The organism is Paenibacillus sp. GCM10027626 (assembly GCF_042676285.1).
Lineage (GTDB): Bacteria > Bacillota > Bacilli > Paenibacillales > Paenibacillaceae > Paenibacillus_Z.
In genome coordinates, this window is the sequence record NZ_JBHTHC010000007.1 from 324,958 (window position 1) to 338,543 (window position 13,586).

A 13,586-nucleotide genomic window follows, 5' to 3' on the forward strand; every position below is an offset into this window, starting at 1 on the left:
CTTTGAGATTAAGTGCTTTCAGTTTTGGGCAGCGGAACCTGTTCCTGCGGTGTATTCGAACAAGCCGCCGCTAACAGCAAACCGAGCACTGCAATCGTCCACTTCTTTTTGCTGGTCAAACCACCACCGCCTTTTACACCGCATCCATGCGATCAATGACGAACAACAAACTCGCTTCGCAGCATGCCATAAACGAACTCATCATAGTGTCGCCCATTCGTATAAATCATATTTCTCAGCCTGCCCTCCAGCTTGAAGCCAAGCCGTTCATGCATGGCGACCGATCCTTCGTTAAAGGCGTATATGTACGCGGACACTTTTTCGTATCGCAGCTCATAGAAGAAATAACGCAGCCATATATTGACCGCATCAGAGCCATAGCCTTTGCGCCAATGCGGACGAAAGATCGCTATCCCGTACTGCAGCGTGCCGTTCCGCCGATTGCACTGCTGTGAATTTATGGTCCCGACCAATTCTCCCTCCAGATTCTCGATCGCGAGCATCATGTTATCTCCATCAGGCTCCATGGCCGCCTGCCGCTCTGCCCATAAGCGCGTTCCTTCCTCCGATCTTGGAAAATATGTAGCATCCGACAGACGCGCTCCATCAGAATCCTGATCGTTCTCGTGAAATAATGTCCAGTCGCCTGGAAGTATCGCCCGCAGCCTCACCTTTTTTCCTTCCCACATGTTCATCCCAATTATCCCCCTTTCATCCTTTTTAGATTACCATATTTATGGCAACCAACGCTCGTGTATAATTGTTTTTTCCCGCAAAAAGGGCAGCTTGAACGGTTTGGCGACCAAGACGAAAAAGCCGAGCAATGCCAGCGGCACTGTTCGGCTTTTTCAACAATTATTTCAGGAAGGTCTGGAACTGGTTAATGGATAAATAAATGAGCCACAGCGTTGCCGCAACAGCGAGCACATTAACAACGATGCCATTTGTATTGTTGCCCAATACTTTTTTGTTGTTGCCGAGCAGCAGCAGTACGATAGCAATTAGCGGTGCGCCAAGAATTGTAGTAGCCTGCGCCATTACAATCAGTTCAATCGGGTTTGTATTCAAAACGACAGCCAGCAGCGTGCTGCCTACGAGCAGCAATGAGCTTAACACTTTGACGCTGCGGTCATTCAGTGATTTTCCCCAGCCAAAGCCGTCTGACAGCATCATGCCTCCAAGCACAGCATTGGCAATAAAGGACGAGAAAGAAGCAGCGAATAAACCTACTAGGAACAGCCATTTGGCCATTGAACCAAGCAATGGTTCCAATTGTACGGCCATATCTACTGCACTCTCCACTTTAATGCCTTTGGGAAGAAGTACAGCCGCTGAAGTAATAACAATAATGATAGCCAATGCGCAAAGCACTATAATACCGATCACTGCGCTCGCATTACTTTTGCCTAAATCGTTGCGGCCCCAGCCTTTCCCTTGCACCATATAGGATTGGCCGGCTGCTCCGGCAATACTGAAGCTCGTTGCGGAAATCGCAATAACAAGTCCCCACACCGTCGGCATCGATGGCACAAAGCCTGAAGCCATATCGGCGAAATCAATTTTTATCGCGAACAAATTGCCGAGAAAAGCGAGAATCATCAGAATGACCATTAGCATCATGATTTTTTCAAGCAAGTCGTAGAAATTGCTGGAAGTCCAAATAAATATAAGGGCAATAACGAGCATTATACAAGCCCAAAGCCCAATTCCTCCGCCAAAGACGGTATCAAATACAAGTCCTACCCCAATATTGTTCCCGGTCTGAAAACCTGCCGTAATCAAAAACACACAAATGCCGATCAGCAACGCAAGCCAGCCGCCATACTGTTGCCGTACAATCGTTAGTAAAGAATCTTTATTCAAGCATCCGATCTTTCCTGCAATTACGGTGTACGTAGACATAAACAGCGCAGCTACTACAAGCGTCCATAAAATGGAATAGCCTAGCACCGCACCCGATTTACTGCTTACGGTTATACTTCCTGGCCCAAGCACTGTCGCCGCTGTAATAAATCCTGGTCCAAGGAGGAGTATTAATCCTTTTAGTCCGCCAATCTTCTTCAATGTCCCCCACATCCTTTTCATTTATTGACAGCGCTTTCTCAACTCTCGTTTATGATATTACTATAACAAAAAAATAAATTAATAGACACATCTTTAAAGTGTCTTTAAATATTCCCGTAGTCAAGTTGGCTTTTTATTCATAATCAATTATGATTTTATGCAGGTGAATATATCAGATAGACGATATGAAAGGAGTATCTATGTCAATCAATATCCCGGAACACTATACCGTTTGCGAACAACCGCCAACAGCTGAGCAATATGTAAACCTGCGTACCGGTGCCGGATTGAGCGCTAAATCGCTGGAAGCTGCCGCGGCAGGTTTGCCGCACTCTATTTATGGCGTCACGCTTTTTTACAAAGATACTGCTATCGGCATGGGACGAATTATTGGCGATGGCGGCACTGCCTATCAGATCGTCGATATCGCAGTTCTCCCCGCGCATCAAAAAAAGGGGCTCGGCAAAGTGATCATGCACTATTTGACGCAATACTTGGATTGCAAAGCTCACCCTACTGCATATGTTAGTCTCATTGCCGATCTTCCTGCCGATAAGTTGTATGAGCAATTCGGTTTTGCCGCTACAGCCCCAGCGTCTATCGGGATGTACAAACGTTACTAAGCCCTATGCAACAAAAAAAGAGTGAATGAAGCAACATGCTCCGTTCACTCTTTTTGCATTATATAAGCTTGGTGGGCCGTCGGCGCTCAGCTCAGCCCAGAATGGCGGCACAATCGAGCCTCTCACCCTGCTGCCGCTTCCTCGGCGCCATCCTTATTATCTTGCGATTTGTTCAGTATAACTACACCGGCAATAATTAAAAATAAGGCCGTCACCTTCACTGCGCTTACTTCCTCTTGAAACAACACGATGCCCGCGCATGTCGTTAGTGCAGTGCCTAAGCCTGACCATACCGCATAAGCCGTAGACAATGCCAAGCCTTTCAAAGCTAAGCCGAGAAAGAAAAAAGACGTTACAAAACCAACAACAACGCCGATTGAGGGCAGCAAGACGGTAAAGCCTTCTGCATACTTCAGCATGGTGGAACCGCTAACCTCACATATAATCGCGAGCATCAAAAAAACAATATTCCGCATCCCGCTCACCTAGTCCGTTAAATTTAAAAGGACCACTCCGGTCAATAACAAACCGATGCCGACAAATCCTTTGCGATTGATTTTCTCCTTAAACAATACCATGCCCACAACAGCGGTCAGTACAGTGCCAACGCCGCTCCATACCGCATATGAAAGCCCCAAAGGAAGCTTAAACAATGCTAATGACAACATATAAAAACTGATCCCATACCCGAAGATCATGCCGATAATTGGCAGCTTGACCGTAAAGCCTTTGGTAAGCTTCAGCATGGTGGAAGCGCAGACTTCGGCTGCGATTGCTCCCGCTAACAATAGATAGGCCACCATCAATTTTCCTCCAATAATACAAGCAAATATTCAAGCAACTGCTGCTCTTTCTCCAAGTCTAAAGCGGAAAGGTCAAACAATTTGGAATACCAGAGACCGTCACAAACCGTCTGGATCAGCAAAGAAACTTCCGGCTTACAACGCTCAGCAGAAAATCTTCTGCGATAATCCTTGTACTCCTCTTTCCACATTGCCAAAATATCCCGATTATTGGAGACAGCGGCCAACAGGCTTGTGTTCACATTCAAGTACTTCGCATCTCTAAGACTATTCAGCGTCGCATACAGATAGGCTTGATGAAACGTCCTGCCGGCCTTGACTTCGTGTTCAAGCATTGCTCTGAACTGATCGATGACGTACTGATTCATCGCCTGGATTAATTTGTCCTTCGAGGGGTAATGATACAGCAATCCGCCTTTGCTGACATTGGCCTCCACAGCAACAGCTTCTAATGTTAACCCGCTTACGCCGCTTTCCAAAATGACGCGAGAGGCCGCTTCCAGCAGGTCTAATTTCTTCGACATTTTACCACCAACTTGACTATACCGTCTGGACGGTTTTTAGTTACTATAACGTATTTTTCAAGAAAAAGTCAAGGACAAAGGAAACAACCCAGCGCCTTCCCGGCACTGGGCTATCTGACTTTGCTCAAGCATGAAACGATTTCCAAAACTCGCCATCGGTATTAATGATATCCATGATCTCGGAGAATGGTATCGTAAACGTCGGGAAGCCGGCAGCAAACGGCGCTATTTCATAGGGCTCGAAATAAATGTGCAGGGCATCCTGCGTAACATAGAATGGCTGATCCGGTTTAATGCCTTTGAACGCACCTTCAAAAACATAATTATATTGCGGATCTTCCTTGATCTGCTTTGCAATAATCGCATTGAGCGGTTTCGTATAGTCCACACCTGGTTTAAACAAATCCTTCAACGCATAGAAATGCCCATTAATCAAATTTATATGGACATATTGCCTAGTGGGCATGCCATGCGCTGCTCCGAGCGGATATTTATAGCCATTCAGTTCCATGACTAAAAGTGGATTCATAAAGGAGGCAACATCATAATCGCCGTCATAAGTATAGTCCAGCTGCGCATTGGCCGATACCGCTTTAACGTTAGACAATTGCCGCAGCTTTTCATTTACTTTCCGCGAAACAGAAGCATTTGAAATCCCCTCTATTTTTGGATAGTAGACCAAATAATTGCGGTTAGGCTTGAATATCTCTTCACCTACAGCATACGAGTCATCTAACGGGAGCAGCACATTATGCTGCCAGATGACATGTCCGTTGCGTTCCAAGTAAGACAATCTGCGGTCGAGAAAAGCTTGAATGACTCCATCCATCATTCGCAATGATCCGCTGCCGTTCAATTTTGGATACCCCGCAGCAGGCTGCCCGCTACGATCGATAAAATACGTCTGATTCATATCGCTAACTGACGCCAGACCATCGTGATAATCATCCACCTCATTGAACATGAAGCTGGACAATCGCTTGCCGTCCATATCTGCAATCGCAAATAATGATCCTATATAGGGCTGCGATTCATTAATCGCTCTGCCAAGTGCAAGACGCCCTTCCCCTAATTGCCTAATTTGATTATATACCGGATCAATGACATATTTTCCGCGCTTATCGATCAAGCCGTCATGCAGAGGTCCATCAGCACTTGTGCTTACGCTGACAACGGCTCTCCCGTCTTGGAACGTCTGAGCAAAAGTAAATGCCGGCTCGATAACGGTCCTTCCCTTTTCGTCCAGATATCCGAACTTGCCATCCGGGCTTTCTTGATAAGAAAGCAGGCCATCGCCTATCGGCCCGACAAAAGCTTTAAGAATATCTGACAACCGATTACCGTTCAGATCGATAATAGCAAAATGGTTGTCCTTTATTTTCACGACGGCTTTGCCATGATCAAAATCGTTGACAGCCGAATAAATGGCTGGAATAACCGGACGACCGTCAGCATCCAGATAGCCATACTTCAGCTCGCCGGAGGCGGCCTGTGTATAGAACACCGCCCGTCCTTCATGCAAATTGCCAATAAAACCATAGCCCTGCGAATTTAACAAATGACCTGCTGTATCCATCAAGTAAAATTTATTATCTTTAATAACGACGGCCCGCTGCTCGGAAAATGGCCCAATATATTGGAATGACGGCTGAACGACAAACTGTCCGGTTTTATCGATCAGACCGACGCGCCCATTAATTCTTACAGCGGCAAGCCCATTAGGTTGAAATTCGCCCGCTTCCTCAAACTGCGGCTCCAGCGTCATTTGGCCTTGCCGATTTATGTAGCCATAGCGCGTTCCGCCTACCATTTTAACGGGAACCGGATATAGTTCCTCTGCCCGCATAAATCGCTGCATGTTTCCCGTAATTTCCCGCTCAAGACGCAGCAGCTCTTCTCTGGAAGGGTATGGATGCTCGAACGATAAAGCATGGCGGATAGAGCGCAGTGCTTCATTCGGCATACCGGCCTTCCATTGAGCAAGCGCCAAGTGGTACCAGTAAAAAGTATAGGTCGGATAATAAAGCACCATTTTTTCATAATACTGCACGACGCCGGGAAAATATAATTGATTGAACTCCTCTGTCAGCACCAACCGCCCGTCCTGCCAGCGCATGATCTCGATCCAATAGGCCTCCCCTGTATCATGCGTCCAAATCGCAAGGCCGACTGTATCTCTTCCCCCGCTCTCGCTTGGATGATACACCAGATCAAGATAACTAAATACTGTCTGCTCCGGCGCTATATCATGAAGTCCGTGCTCGCTCCACTTGTATATAGACAGCTTCGACCAGTTGGCCCCGATCTGCCATCCAACTACAAGCTCCTTCATGCCGTCCCCTGTAATATCAGCTGCCGCCATCACCGTGACCCCGTAGCCATTCCCCTTCATGTTTGCGGCAATCGACCAGTTATTTCCATCCATGCGCAGTACCAGCAAATATAACTGTCCGTTCGGCATGCGATAGACGGCGCTTATTTCCGGATGCCGGTCTCCATTCAAATCTGTCGCAAGCACTGCATAATGGGGGCGCGGCCGATCGATCGTTACCAGCTCAGCACCTGCAGGCAAATATATCCGTACGAATTGCGCCAATCGCCAATTCGCATCATCCATCCGCTCTCACCTCCCTGACCTCATGTCCTCAAGCTCGCAAGGCATTACGCTCTCGCCTAATCATATGCGCCGAATGCCCGGATAATACAAAAAAGCTTGAAGCCCGCTATTCCAGCAAGCCTCAAGCTTGTCAAGCTGTCTACCTTGTACCAACCGTCAATGCTCAGTATCGTCAGCTTCCACGTAGTGTTTAAGCGCAGTAAGCTTGTTCTCCCAAAACTGCTCATAAAATGCCAGCCAGCGCTTTAACTCCCGCAGCGGCTCTGTATCCAGCCTATATCTTGTCTCTCTCCCGATTTTACGTTCCTTGACAAGCCCGGCTTCGGCCAGTACGCGCAAATGCTTGGACACTGCAGTACGACTGATGGGGTAATGGCTGCTAATCACCGTTACCGGCAGCTCTTGATCGACCAGCAGCTTCAACAGGCTGCGGCGTGTCGGATCAGCGATGGCCTGAAACACATCATGCTTCTGTGCAGCCCCACTGCTGCTAGCCATTGTCAGCCCTCAATGTAAGCGGCCAGCTTGACGCCAAGCCCGCTCCAGCCATGAGCCATTCTTTCGCGAACGATCGTATGCAGCTCGCCAAATTCCGTGACTTGCTCCGCATACCAGCCGCCATGCGTCAACGTCAGCACCGTCGTATTATTCTGCTCGATCAAATCAAATGACAGCGTCCATGATTTTCCCCATGTGAAACAAAGTCTATGCGGCGGGTCCAGCTCAACCACTTTGCACGGGGAGCTCCCGTACGGTCCCGCCTCCAGATGGAATTCGTGTCCCAGCTCAGGCTTGAAATCGTTCGGCATGAACCAGGCCGCTATTCCCTCGGAAGTAGAAACCGCAGTCCATACCTTAGTAATGGATGCGTTCAATGTTACTGTCTGCACAATATCCGGCAATGCTTCTGTTTGTTTGGTCATTGTTTCATCTCCTTTTGTACCTCTATAATACGAAACCTTTTGGTTTCATGTCAACCGAAAAATAGAGCTGGCTTATTTTACATGCACATGTGGTCAAAAAAATCGGGACGTCCCCACAAGTTATATTCCGACAACCTGCGGGACACCCCTACTTTATTTATTATTCCGATGCCAGCTCAAATTACGCGCTTCATCAATGTTAAATCCAAATTTCGTATAAAAATGCCTGAGCCTCTCCTCATGCTCCTGGTTTGCCGTCTCCTGCATAAACCCGAGAATCGAGTCAATCCCCTGCTTTTCAACCATTTCCTCAAGCAAATAGTTCATCATAATTGACCCGTAACCGCAATTGATCTTATCCTGCAAAATACGGATATAAGATAAGATCAAGCAGCGCGTACCCGGCTTCCATTCCAAAAAGAAAACCGGATCATTGCGGTACCGCTTGGTCGCCACTCCCGTACAATAGACGATGCGTGCATAAATGTGATAACGGTCATACGGCGTATACAAAATAACGGTCTGACCATCCTTGCCCTCTACAATTGCTTGAACAACACAATCATCTTCCTTGATCTGTTGCAGCTGCAACCCGATGTACGCCTTCTCCAACGCAGGCACCACCTTGTATATGAGGTAGGGAGAGTTTACCACCTTATACCGTTAGTGGCAATAGCATTATTTTCTTGCCTTCAGTCATGAGGAGCGAGCAATTCGCCGATCGCCGTTTTAATATTCAGTTCGGCCGCCGGATCCAGCTGTGCCGGATAGCTGAAGGCAAAGCCTGATGTCGCTCCCTCGTACCCGCCTTCCGCAAGTTGTCTGGCGACAGGCACGTAACCGACCATGCCATTGCTATAGCCGAGCGGCAAAATTGTCGATGAAGACTGCTGCTTAATCCACAGTCCGTACTCAACGACCATCTCGCCATTCATGGCCAGCAAGGCTAGCTCTTTCGCCAGTACCAGCAGCTGAATATCGAGCGTAAGCCCCTTTTCCGGCACAAGCCGGCCTGCACGCTTCAGCGAGCGCCAGACCGCTGTTATCGGGTCAGGCTCCTTTAGCGGAGGATGTGTTACATCAAGCGGCGTCTCTCGGAAGGGCAGTGCGGCTTGCACAGTTTTGCCTTCCAGCGGTGCGGGCTCAAGCGGCTTCATTGCTCCTTGGAGTACAGTGGCAACCGCGCCGGCAAGACGTTCTCCAGCTTGAATAACCTCCTCATCGCCGCCGCTGTAAAACTGTCCGTCGCGCTCAAGATGCGGACGGATATCGCCGCAGCAGCCTTGCAGGAAGCAGCTTGCCCCCGCGCCGTATATCGCGTCCAGCCGCTCCATCGCCACCCCGCAATATTCGGCATCTACGCGATTGGCTGAAGTGGTCGTCGGATGACAAGTAAAATGGAACAGCAAGCCTTTCGTTCGCCCGTCGGCAGTCAGGCAGCGAATGACCGTTACCGTATGATCATGTGGGCCTGACGGATTAGGAGCAAAAGCCGCCTCGCCCTTTACAATTTTGCGGCGGTTTACACCGATTCCCTCGCAGCTTCCCATACCAAGCTGCATCGTCACCTCTTCCAGCTGCTCATGCGCCGCCGCTACAGCCTCATGCACCTTCTGCTCCAGAAACATGATATAGGAAGAATCCATAACGCCCAGCTCCGGGCTGAATTCGCCAGTCGTCTGCGGCCCGCCATGCGTATGGGAGGCGTGGAACATGATGCAATCCCTAGCAATGCCCCATTTTCGCGCTATCACTTGTTTCATGGACTGCACATGCGCCGTTCCCCACCAGATAAGATCTGCCTGCAGCAGCAAAGCATGCTTCGTCTCTGAACCTGACCGCTGCCGGAACAGCCACGCCCGCACATGCAATGGGCGTCTCACTTCAGCAGTCCGGTCCTTGCGGTGGGCGAATCCGGCAAGCGGTACAGCGGCGGTTGGCGTTATGTCCAGCTTTGCCGTTCCGAGCTCAATGGTCATCTTATACTCCCCATTTCACGATTTTGCTATTTTTTTGCGCGGGGTCAAATTCCAGTTCCCAATCCGCTCCGGATTACCCGGGTCGCCTTCCAGCAATAATTCATAATTCGCAATTACTTTGCGGAATGCATTCACATATTGATCGAGTACCTGCTTATCCATATGCTTGAACCAAGGGATGTTGAACACCCGCATGTTGACCTGCTCTGTTACCGGCAGGCTGCCGGCCTTCTCTCTAATTTCGCGTTCAACATGAGCAATACGCGTCGGGCGGCCGTGTCCATAAATATCAGCATCGTGAAAGATTGGATGCAAATGAAGCGGCAAATTGCAGCCCGGATAACATTGCGGAACGCCTTCGGCGCGAACCGCCTCACAGAAACGGGTGACAGATAAGCCGCCAAGCTCCTCGCTAATAAATTTGCCGAGCGGATTGTAGAAGCCGCCCATACTATTGCCGGATTCCGGCGTTGTACGATGCGCCCGAATACCCGGAAGCCCTTCCAGCTGATCCCAGAAATAATTCATCGCACGGCTAATTTCATCAATACGCTGCTCGTAATATTTCAGCTGCACCCGGCCTACTGCCGAGCTGACTTGATGCATCCGGTACTTATAGCCGCCAAGCGGCAAGCCGATAAATGGCCGCAGATCTTCCGTCTCGATTTCGTTGTTGTAGCGCTCATAATGGGCAAAAGCTATCGCCCGCTCAAAAATTTCGCGGTCATCGGTCACCAGAATACCCGCTTCGCCAATGGCAAACGCTTTGCCCGACATCAGCGACATAGCCCCGACATCGCCGATCGTTCCCAGCATCCGCCCTTTATAGCGCGAGCCTTGCGCATGGGAGACGTCCTCGATCACTTTCAACTGATGCTTGCGGGCAATCGCCATAATGCGGTCCATATCGGCGGGATAGCCCACATAATGGACGACCATGATCGCTTTAGTCCGGTCCGTAATGCGATGCTCAATATCATCGGGGTCGAGACAAAGCGAGTCCTTATCTACCTCCGCAAATATCGGGGTTGCGCCTAGCGAGTACATTTGCAGCAGAGTAGCCCAATACGTTAAAGATGGACAAATAACCTCGTCCCCTACTCCGATTTTGCAGGCAAACATCGCAGCATGAATAGAAGCCGTTCCTGTATTAAAGCCGAGAGCATAGTCAGTCTGCATCCATGCAGCAAACTCCCGCTCGAACTGTCTGGTAATATCGGTGCCCGACATCGCGCCTTTGCGCAGCACATCAAGTGCAGCCGCTTCGTCCTCTTCAGTAATGATCGGCCAATGGAACATTTCCGGATATTCAGCTGTCACAGCAGGCGTGCCGCCGAAAAGAGCCAATTGTTGTTTTTGCTGGATTGTCATGCTACCACTCCTCGTATTCGCGCTAACAAGCTGAAATCGCTTGATGCGCTGTGATACGTCAAGTGTAGATGATCCCCTTTATGTAGATCGGACATTTTTTAACTCGATTATCTCATTATTTAACTTTGCTGAAATGCTGCCGGTACTTGGAAGACGACATCCCCTTCTTCTTCAAAAAAACGCGCGAAAAGGTTTTGAACGAGCTGTATCCGGCCTCAATTGACACATCCAAAATGCTCATCGATGTAGAGACGAGCAGGCTGCAGCTCATTTCGATTCTTAAATCATGCACGTAATCCGTGAAGGATTTCCCTGTACTCTGTTTAATCATCCTGCTTAAATAGGGAGCGCTTACATAGAGCTCGGCAGCCAATCCTTCCAATGATAAATCCATTAAGTAATGGCTGTGAATATATTGCAGCGCCTGATTGATCTTTTTACTGCCCGGGCTGGCGCCAGCTGCCGCACTCGGGCTTCGGTCAGAAGGTGCCGGCTCCGACAGCGCTGTCCGGTTTGCCGATTCGGCCGATAAATTCTCGCTTCTGGAAATGACGATTAATATTTCGATCAGCTTTGAGCGGATATATGATTGCTTGAACGGCTGCTCGGACAAATATTCGCGGTGAATGTCGATGCATAGACGCTCCAATAGCTGCATTTGCTCCTCTTTCAATTGAAAGAACGGCAGCTTGCTGCTGTTTGAGCTGAAATGAAACAAGCGCTTTAATTCCCTATCCATGTCCGCGGCAAGCAATATGTCCATATCAAACATCAGATTATATTTCTTGTAGCCGGCGGGAGCAATCGGGCGTGTGCCGTGAATGCGGTGCGGCAGCTTGCAAATCACGGTACCGCGGACGGAGGATATCTCCTCTCCATTTACAACATCAAGCGCCGCTCCCTCGATATAGATCGAAATCTCATAAAACTGATGGTGGTGAGGGAGCACCACCTCTTGCTGCACAGCCGTCAAACCAATGACGATCGGGAACGTGAATGTCTCCTGCGAAAGCGTACTGTCGATAATTGGATATTTGGACATTGTTCGATCACCCGCCTGCTTTACTTGCTCCTTATTTTAGCATAACGCGTATCAGCTGAAAACAAAGACTGCCCAGCCATTACCGCGCATTTGGCGGCGGTTGGCCGGACAGTCGCTGATTAGAAGCTGCGCAGCAGCTGCGGATTAAATTGCGGGACCAGCCCTTCTTCCGCCGCGCGCTGCAACAGTGATTCAATAGCGCCATAGCCGCTTTCTCCCAAGTTGGCGGTATAGCTGTTTACATACAATTCAATATGTGCCTGGGCCACATCGGGAGACATTTCCTGGGCATGCTCCATGACATAGGACTGGGATGCTTCCGGGTGCGACCAGGCATACTCGACCGATGCGCGCGTCCAATTCGCCAGTGCCGCTGCATCTAACGAGCGCCGCGCAATAATTGCTCCCAGCGGAATCGGCAGTCCTGTGTCTGACTCCCACCAGCTTCCCATATCTGCAAGCAGCGTTAGCCCATAGTCGGGATACGTAAATCTTGCTTCATGGATGACAAGCCCTGCATCAACCAAGCCATCGCGCACGGCTGGCATAATCTGATGAAACGGCATAATGACAATTTCGCCTATCTCTCCCGGTACCTGCTGGGCTGCCCATAGCCGGAACAGCAAATAAGCAGTGGAACGCTCGCTCGGAACAGCCACCCGCTTGCCGGTAAGCATGGCCGGGTCTGTGAGCCGTCCGCCATCTGACAGCTTTCCGCTTGTCAGCACGAGCGGGCCGCAGCCTCTCCCTAACGCGCCGCCGCAAGGAAGCAGGGCATATCGCTCCAGCACCCACGGCAGAGCGGCATAGGAGATTTTCAGCACATCTGGCCCTTCGCCGCGGATCGCCCAATGATTCGTAATATCAATATCTGCATAGGTCACTTCCAAGGCAGGCGCTCCCGCCACCAAGCCATGAGACCAGGCATGAAACACAAACGTATCGTTCGGACAGGGTGAATAGGCAATCTTCATGCGAACACCTCCGGTAATAGCCTGCATGCCGCTTCCAGCGACTTCAGCGCTTCGCCGATCCGCCATGCATCGCGATTGCGCGGCCCCACTTCATTCGATATTGCCCGCACTTCCAGTACAGGGATTTGCAATTGACTGGCCGCGACCGCTGCTCCGAAGCCTTCCATCGCTTCAGCAGCAACATTAGCCACTCTTGCTTGGATTGCCCCGGCAGTTGCCGCTGTTCCGGTTGCTGTCGTCACAGTGACGACAGGAGCATGGACAGCATGCAGGTCTGCTGCCCGGAGCAGTTCCATCCAGCGGCGTGCAGAGCGTTCGTCGGCTTGCCTTCGGCCCGAGCCGAAGCCCAGTTCGTCCACACTAATAAAGCCCTCCGCCGACTCCGCTCCGAAATCGGCAGCGACAATTTCACTGGCAATGACGATGTCGCCGATTGCTGCATGCTCGCGGAAGCCGCCGCCTATCCCCGCATTAATGATCAGCTCATAGCGAATGCCGCGTGCAGCGGCTTCCAGACAAGCAGCCATCGTGCTGGCAGCCGAAGCAGCGGCGCCAACGCCGCCGGCAAGCACGTGAAAGCCTGGCGATTGCTTCAGTCCGCGCTCCACCGCTTCGCGTTCAGCCTGCACTGAAGTCACAATTAATATGTTATGCATGCATCTTTCT

At 50.0% G+C, this 13,586-nt stretch carries 15 protein-coding genes; 1 reads left to right on the forward strand and 14 read right to left on the reverse strand.

The window, feature by feature from the left end:
* Positions 1 to 152 precede the first annotated feature (152 nt).
* Positions 153 to 695: a GNAT family N-acetyltransferase gene (locus tag ACFQ0N_RS16160; protein ID WP_379327870.1), complete on the reverse strand. Its 543-nt coding sequence runs from the start codon at positions 693 to 695 to the stop codon at positions 153 to 155.
* Between the two features lie 160 nt (positions 696 to 855).
* Positions 856 to 2,064: an Nramp family divalent metal transporter gene (locus tag ACFQ0N_RS16165; RefSeq protein ID WP_379327872.1), complete on the reverse strand. Its 1,209-nt coding sequence runs from the start codon at positions 2,062 to 2,064 to the stop codon at positions 856 to 858.
* 200 nt (positions 2,065 to 2,264) lie between these two features.
* On the opposite strand from ACFQ0N_RS16165, the gene ACFQ0N_RS16170 reads away from it, so the two are divergent.
* The gene (locus ACFQ0N_RS16170; protein ID WP_379327874.1) at positions 2,265 to 2,687 is read left to right on the forward strand and encodes a GNAT family N-acetyltransferase; all 423 of its coding nucleotides are present in this window, start codon (positions 2,265 to 2,267) and stop codon (positions 2,685 to 2,687) included.
* A gap of 122 nt (positions 2,688 to 2,809) precedes the next feature.
* Here the strand turns inward: ACFQ0N_RS16170 and ACFQ0N_RS16175 are convergent, their stop codons facing one another.
* The 12 genes from ACFQ0N_RS16175 to ACFQ0N_RS16230 all read right to left on the reverse strand — a co-directional run bounded on the left by ACFQ0N_RS16175 (position 2,810) and on the right by ACFQ0N_RS16230 (position 13,576).
* Positions 2,810 to 3,163, reverse strand: coding sequence for a DMT family transporter (locus tag ACFQ0N_RS16175; RefSeq protein WP_379327876.1), 354 nt, complete (start codon positions 3,161 to 3,163; stop codon positions 2,810 to 2,812).
* Between the two features lie 9 nt (positions 3,164 to 3,172).
* Positions 3,173 to 3,490 (reverse strand): DMT family transporter, encoded by a 318-nt coding sequence (locus ACFQ0N_RS16180; protein WP_379327878.1) that lies wholly within the window; start codon positions 3,488 to 3,490, stop codon positions 3,173 to 3,175.
* Positions 3,490 to 4,014 carry a TetR/AcrR family transcriptional regulator gene (locus tag ACFQ0N_RS16185; RefSeq protein ID WP_379327880.1) on the reverse strand — a complete coding sequence of 175 codons (525 nt, stop codon included), beginning with the start codon at positions 4,012 to 4,014 and terminating at the stop codon, positions 3,490 to 3,492. Before ACFQ0N_RS16185 ends, ACFQ0N_RS16180 begins: the two co-directional genes overlap by 1 nt.
* A 124-nt stretch (positions 4,015 to 4,138) precedes the next feature.
* Positions 4,139 to 6,631: a WG repeat-containing protein gene (locus tag ACFQ0N_RS16190; RefSeq protein WP_379327882.1), complete on the reverse strand. Its 2,493-nt coding sequence runs from the start codon at positions 6,629 to 6,631 to the stop codon at positions 4,139 to 4,141.
* 156 nt (positions 6,632 to 6,787) lie between these two features.
* Entirely contained in the window at positions 6,788 to 7,129 is a 342-nt protein-coding gene (locus ACFQ0N_RS16195) for an ArsR/SmtB family transcription factor (RefSeq protein WP_379327884.1), read from the reverse strand.
* Positions 7,130 to 7,131: 2 nt separating this feature from the next.
* Positions 7,132 to 7,554 (reverse strand): SRPBCC family protein, encoded by a 423-nt coding sequence (locus tag ACFQ0N_RS16200; RefSeq protein WP_379327886.1) that lies wholly within the window; start codon positions 7,552 to 7,554, stop codon positions 7,132 to 7,134.
* A gap of 153 nt (positions 7,555 to 7,707) precedes the next feature.
* The gene (locus tag ACFQ0N_RS16205; protein WP_379327888.1) at positions 7,708 to 8,166 is read right to left on the reverse strand and encodes a GNAT family N-acetyltransferase; all 459 of its coding nucleotides are present in this window, start codon (positions 8,164 to 8,166) and stop codon (positions 7,708 to 7,710) included.
* Positions 8,167 to 8,246: 80 nt separating this feature from the next.
* Positions 8,247 to 9,533: a neutral/alkaline non-lysosomal ceramidase N-terminal domain-containing protein gene (locus ACFQ0N_RS16210; protein ID WP_379327890.1), complete on the reverse strand. Its 1,287-nt coding sequence runs from the start codon at positions 9,531 to 9,533 to the stop codon at positions 8,247 to 8,249.
* Positions 9,534 to 9,548: 15 nt separating this feature from the next.
* A complete protein-coding gene (locus ACFQ0N_RS16215; RefSeq protein WP_379327892.1) occupies positions 9,549 to 10,904 on the reverse strand; it encodes a DegT/DnrJ/EryC1/StrS family aminotransferase in 1,356 nt (451 codons plus the stop codon).
* A gap of 115 nt (positions 10,905 to 11,019) precedes the next feature.
* Complete coding sequence (locus tag ACFQ0N_RS16220; protein WP_379327894.1) at positions 11,020 to 11,946, reverse strand: AraC family transcriptional regulator; 927 nt, start codon at positions 11,944 to 11,946, stop codon at positions 11,020 to 11,022.
* A 119-nt stretch (positions 11,947 to 12,065) separates the two neighbouring features.
* Positions 12,066 to 12,920 carry a 1,4-dihydroxy-6-naphtoate synthase gene (locus ACFQ0N_RS16225; RefSeq protein ID WP_379327896.1) on the reverse strand — a complete coding sequence of 285 codons (855 nt, stop codon included), beginning with the start codon at positions 12,918 to 12,920 and terminating at the stop codon, positions 12,066 to 12,068.
* On the reverse strand, positions 12,917 to 13,576 hold the full coding sequence (locus ACFQ0N_RS16230) for a futalosine hydrolase (protein WP_379327898.1): 660 nt from the start codon (positions 13,574 to 13,576) through the stop codon (positions 12,917 to 12,919). The genes ACFQ0N_RS16225 and ACFQ0N_RS16230 overlap by 4 nt, the downstream gene beginning before the upstream one ends.
* Between the last annotated feature and the right edge of the window lie 10 nt (positions 13,577 to 13,586).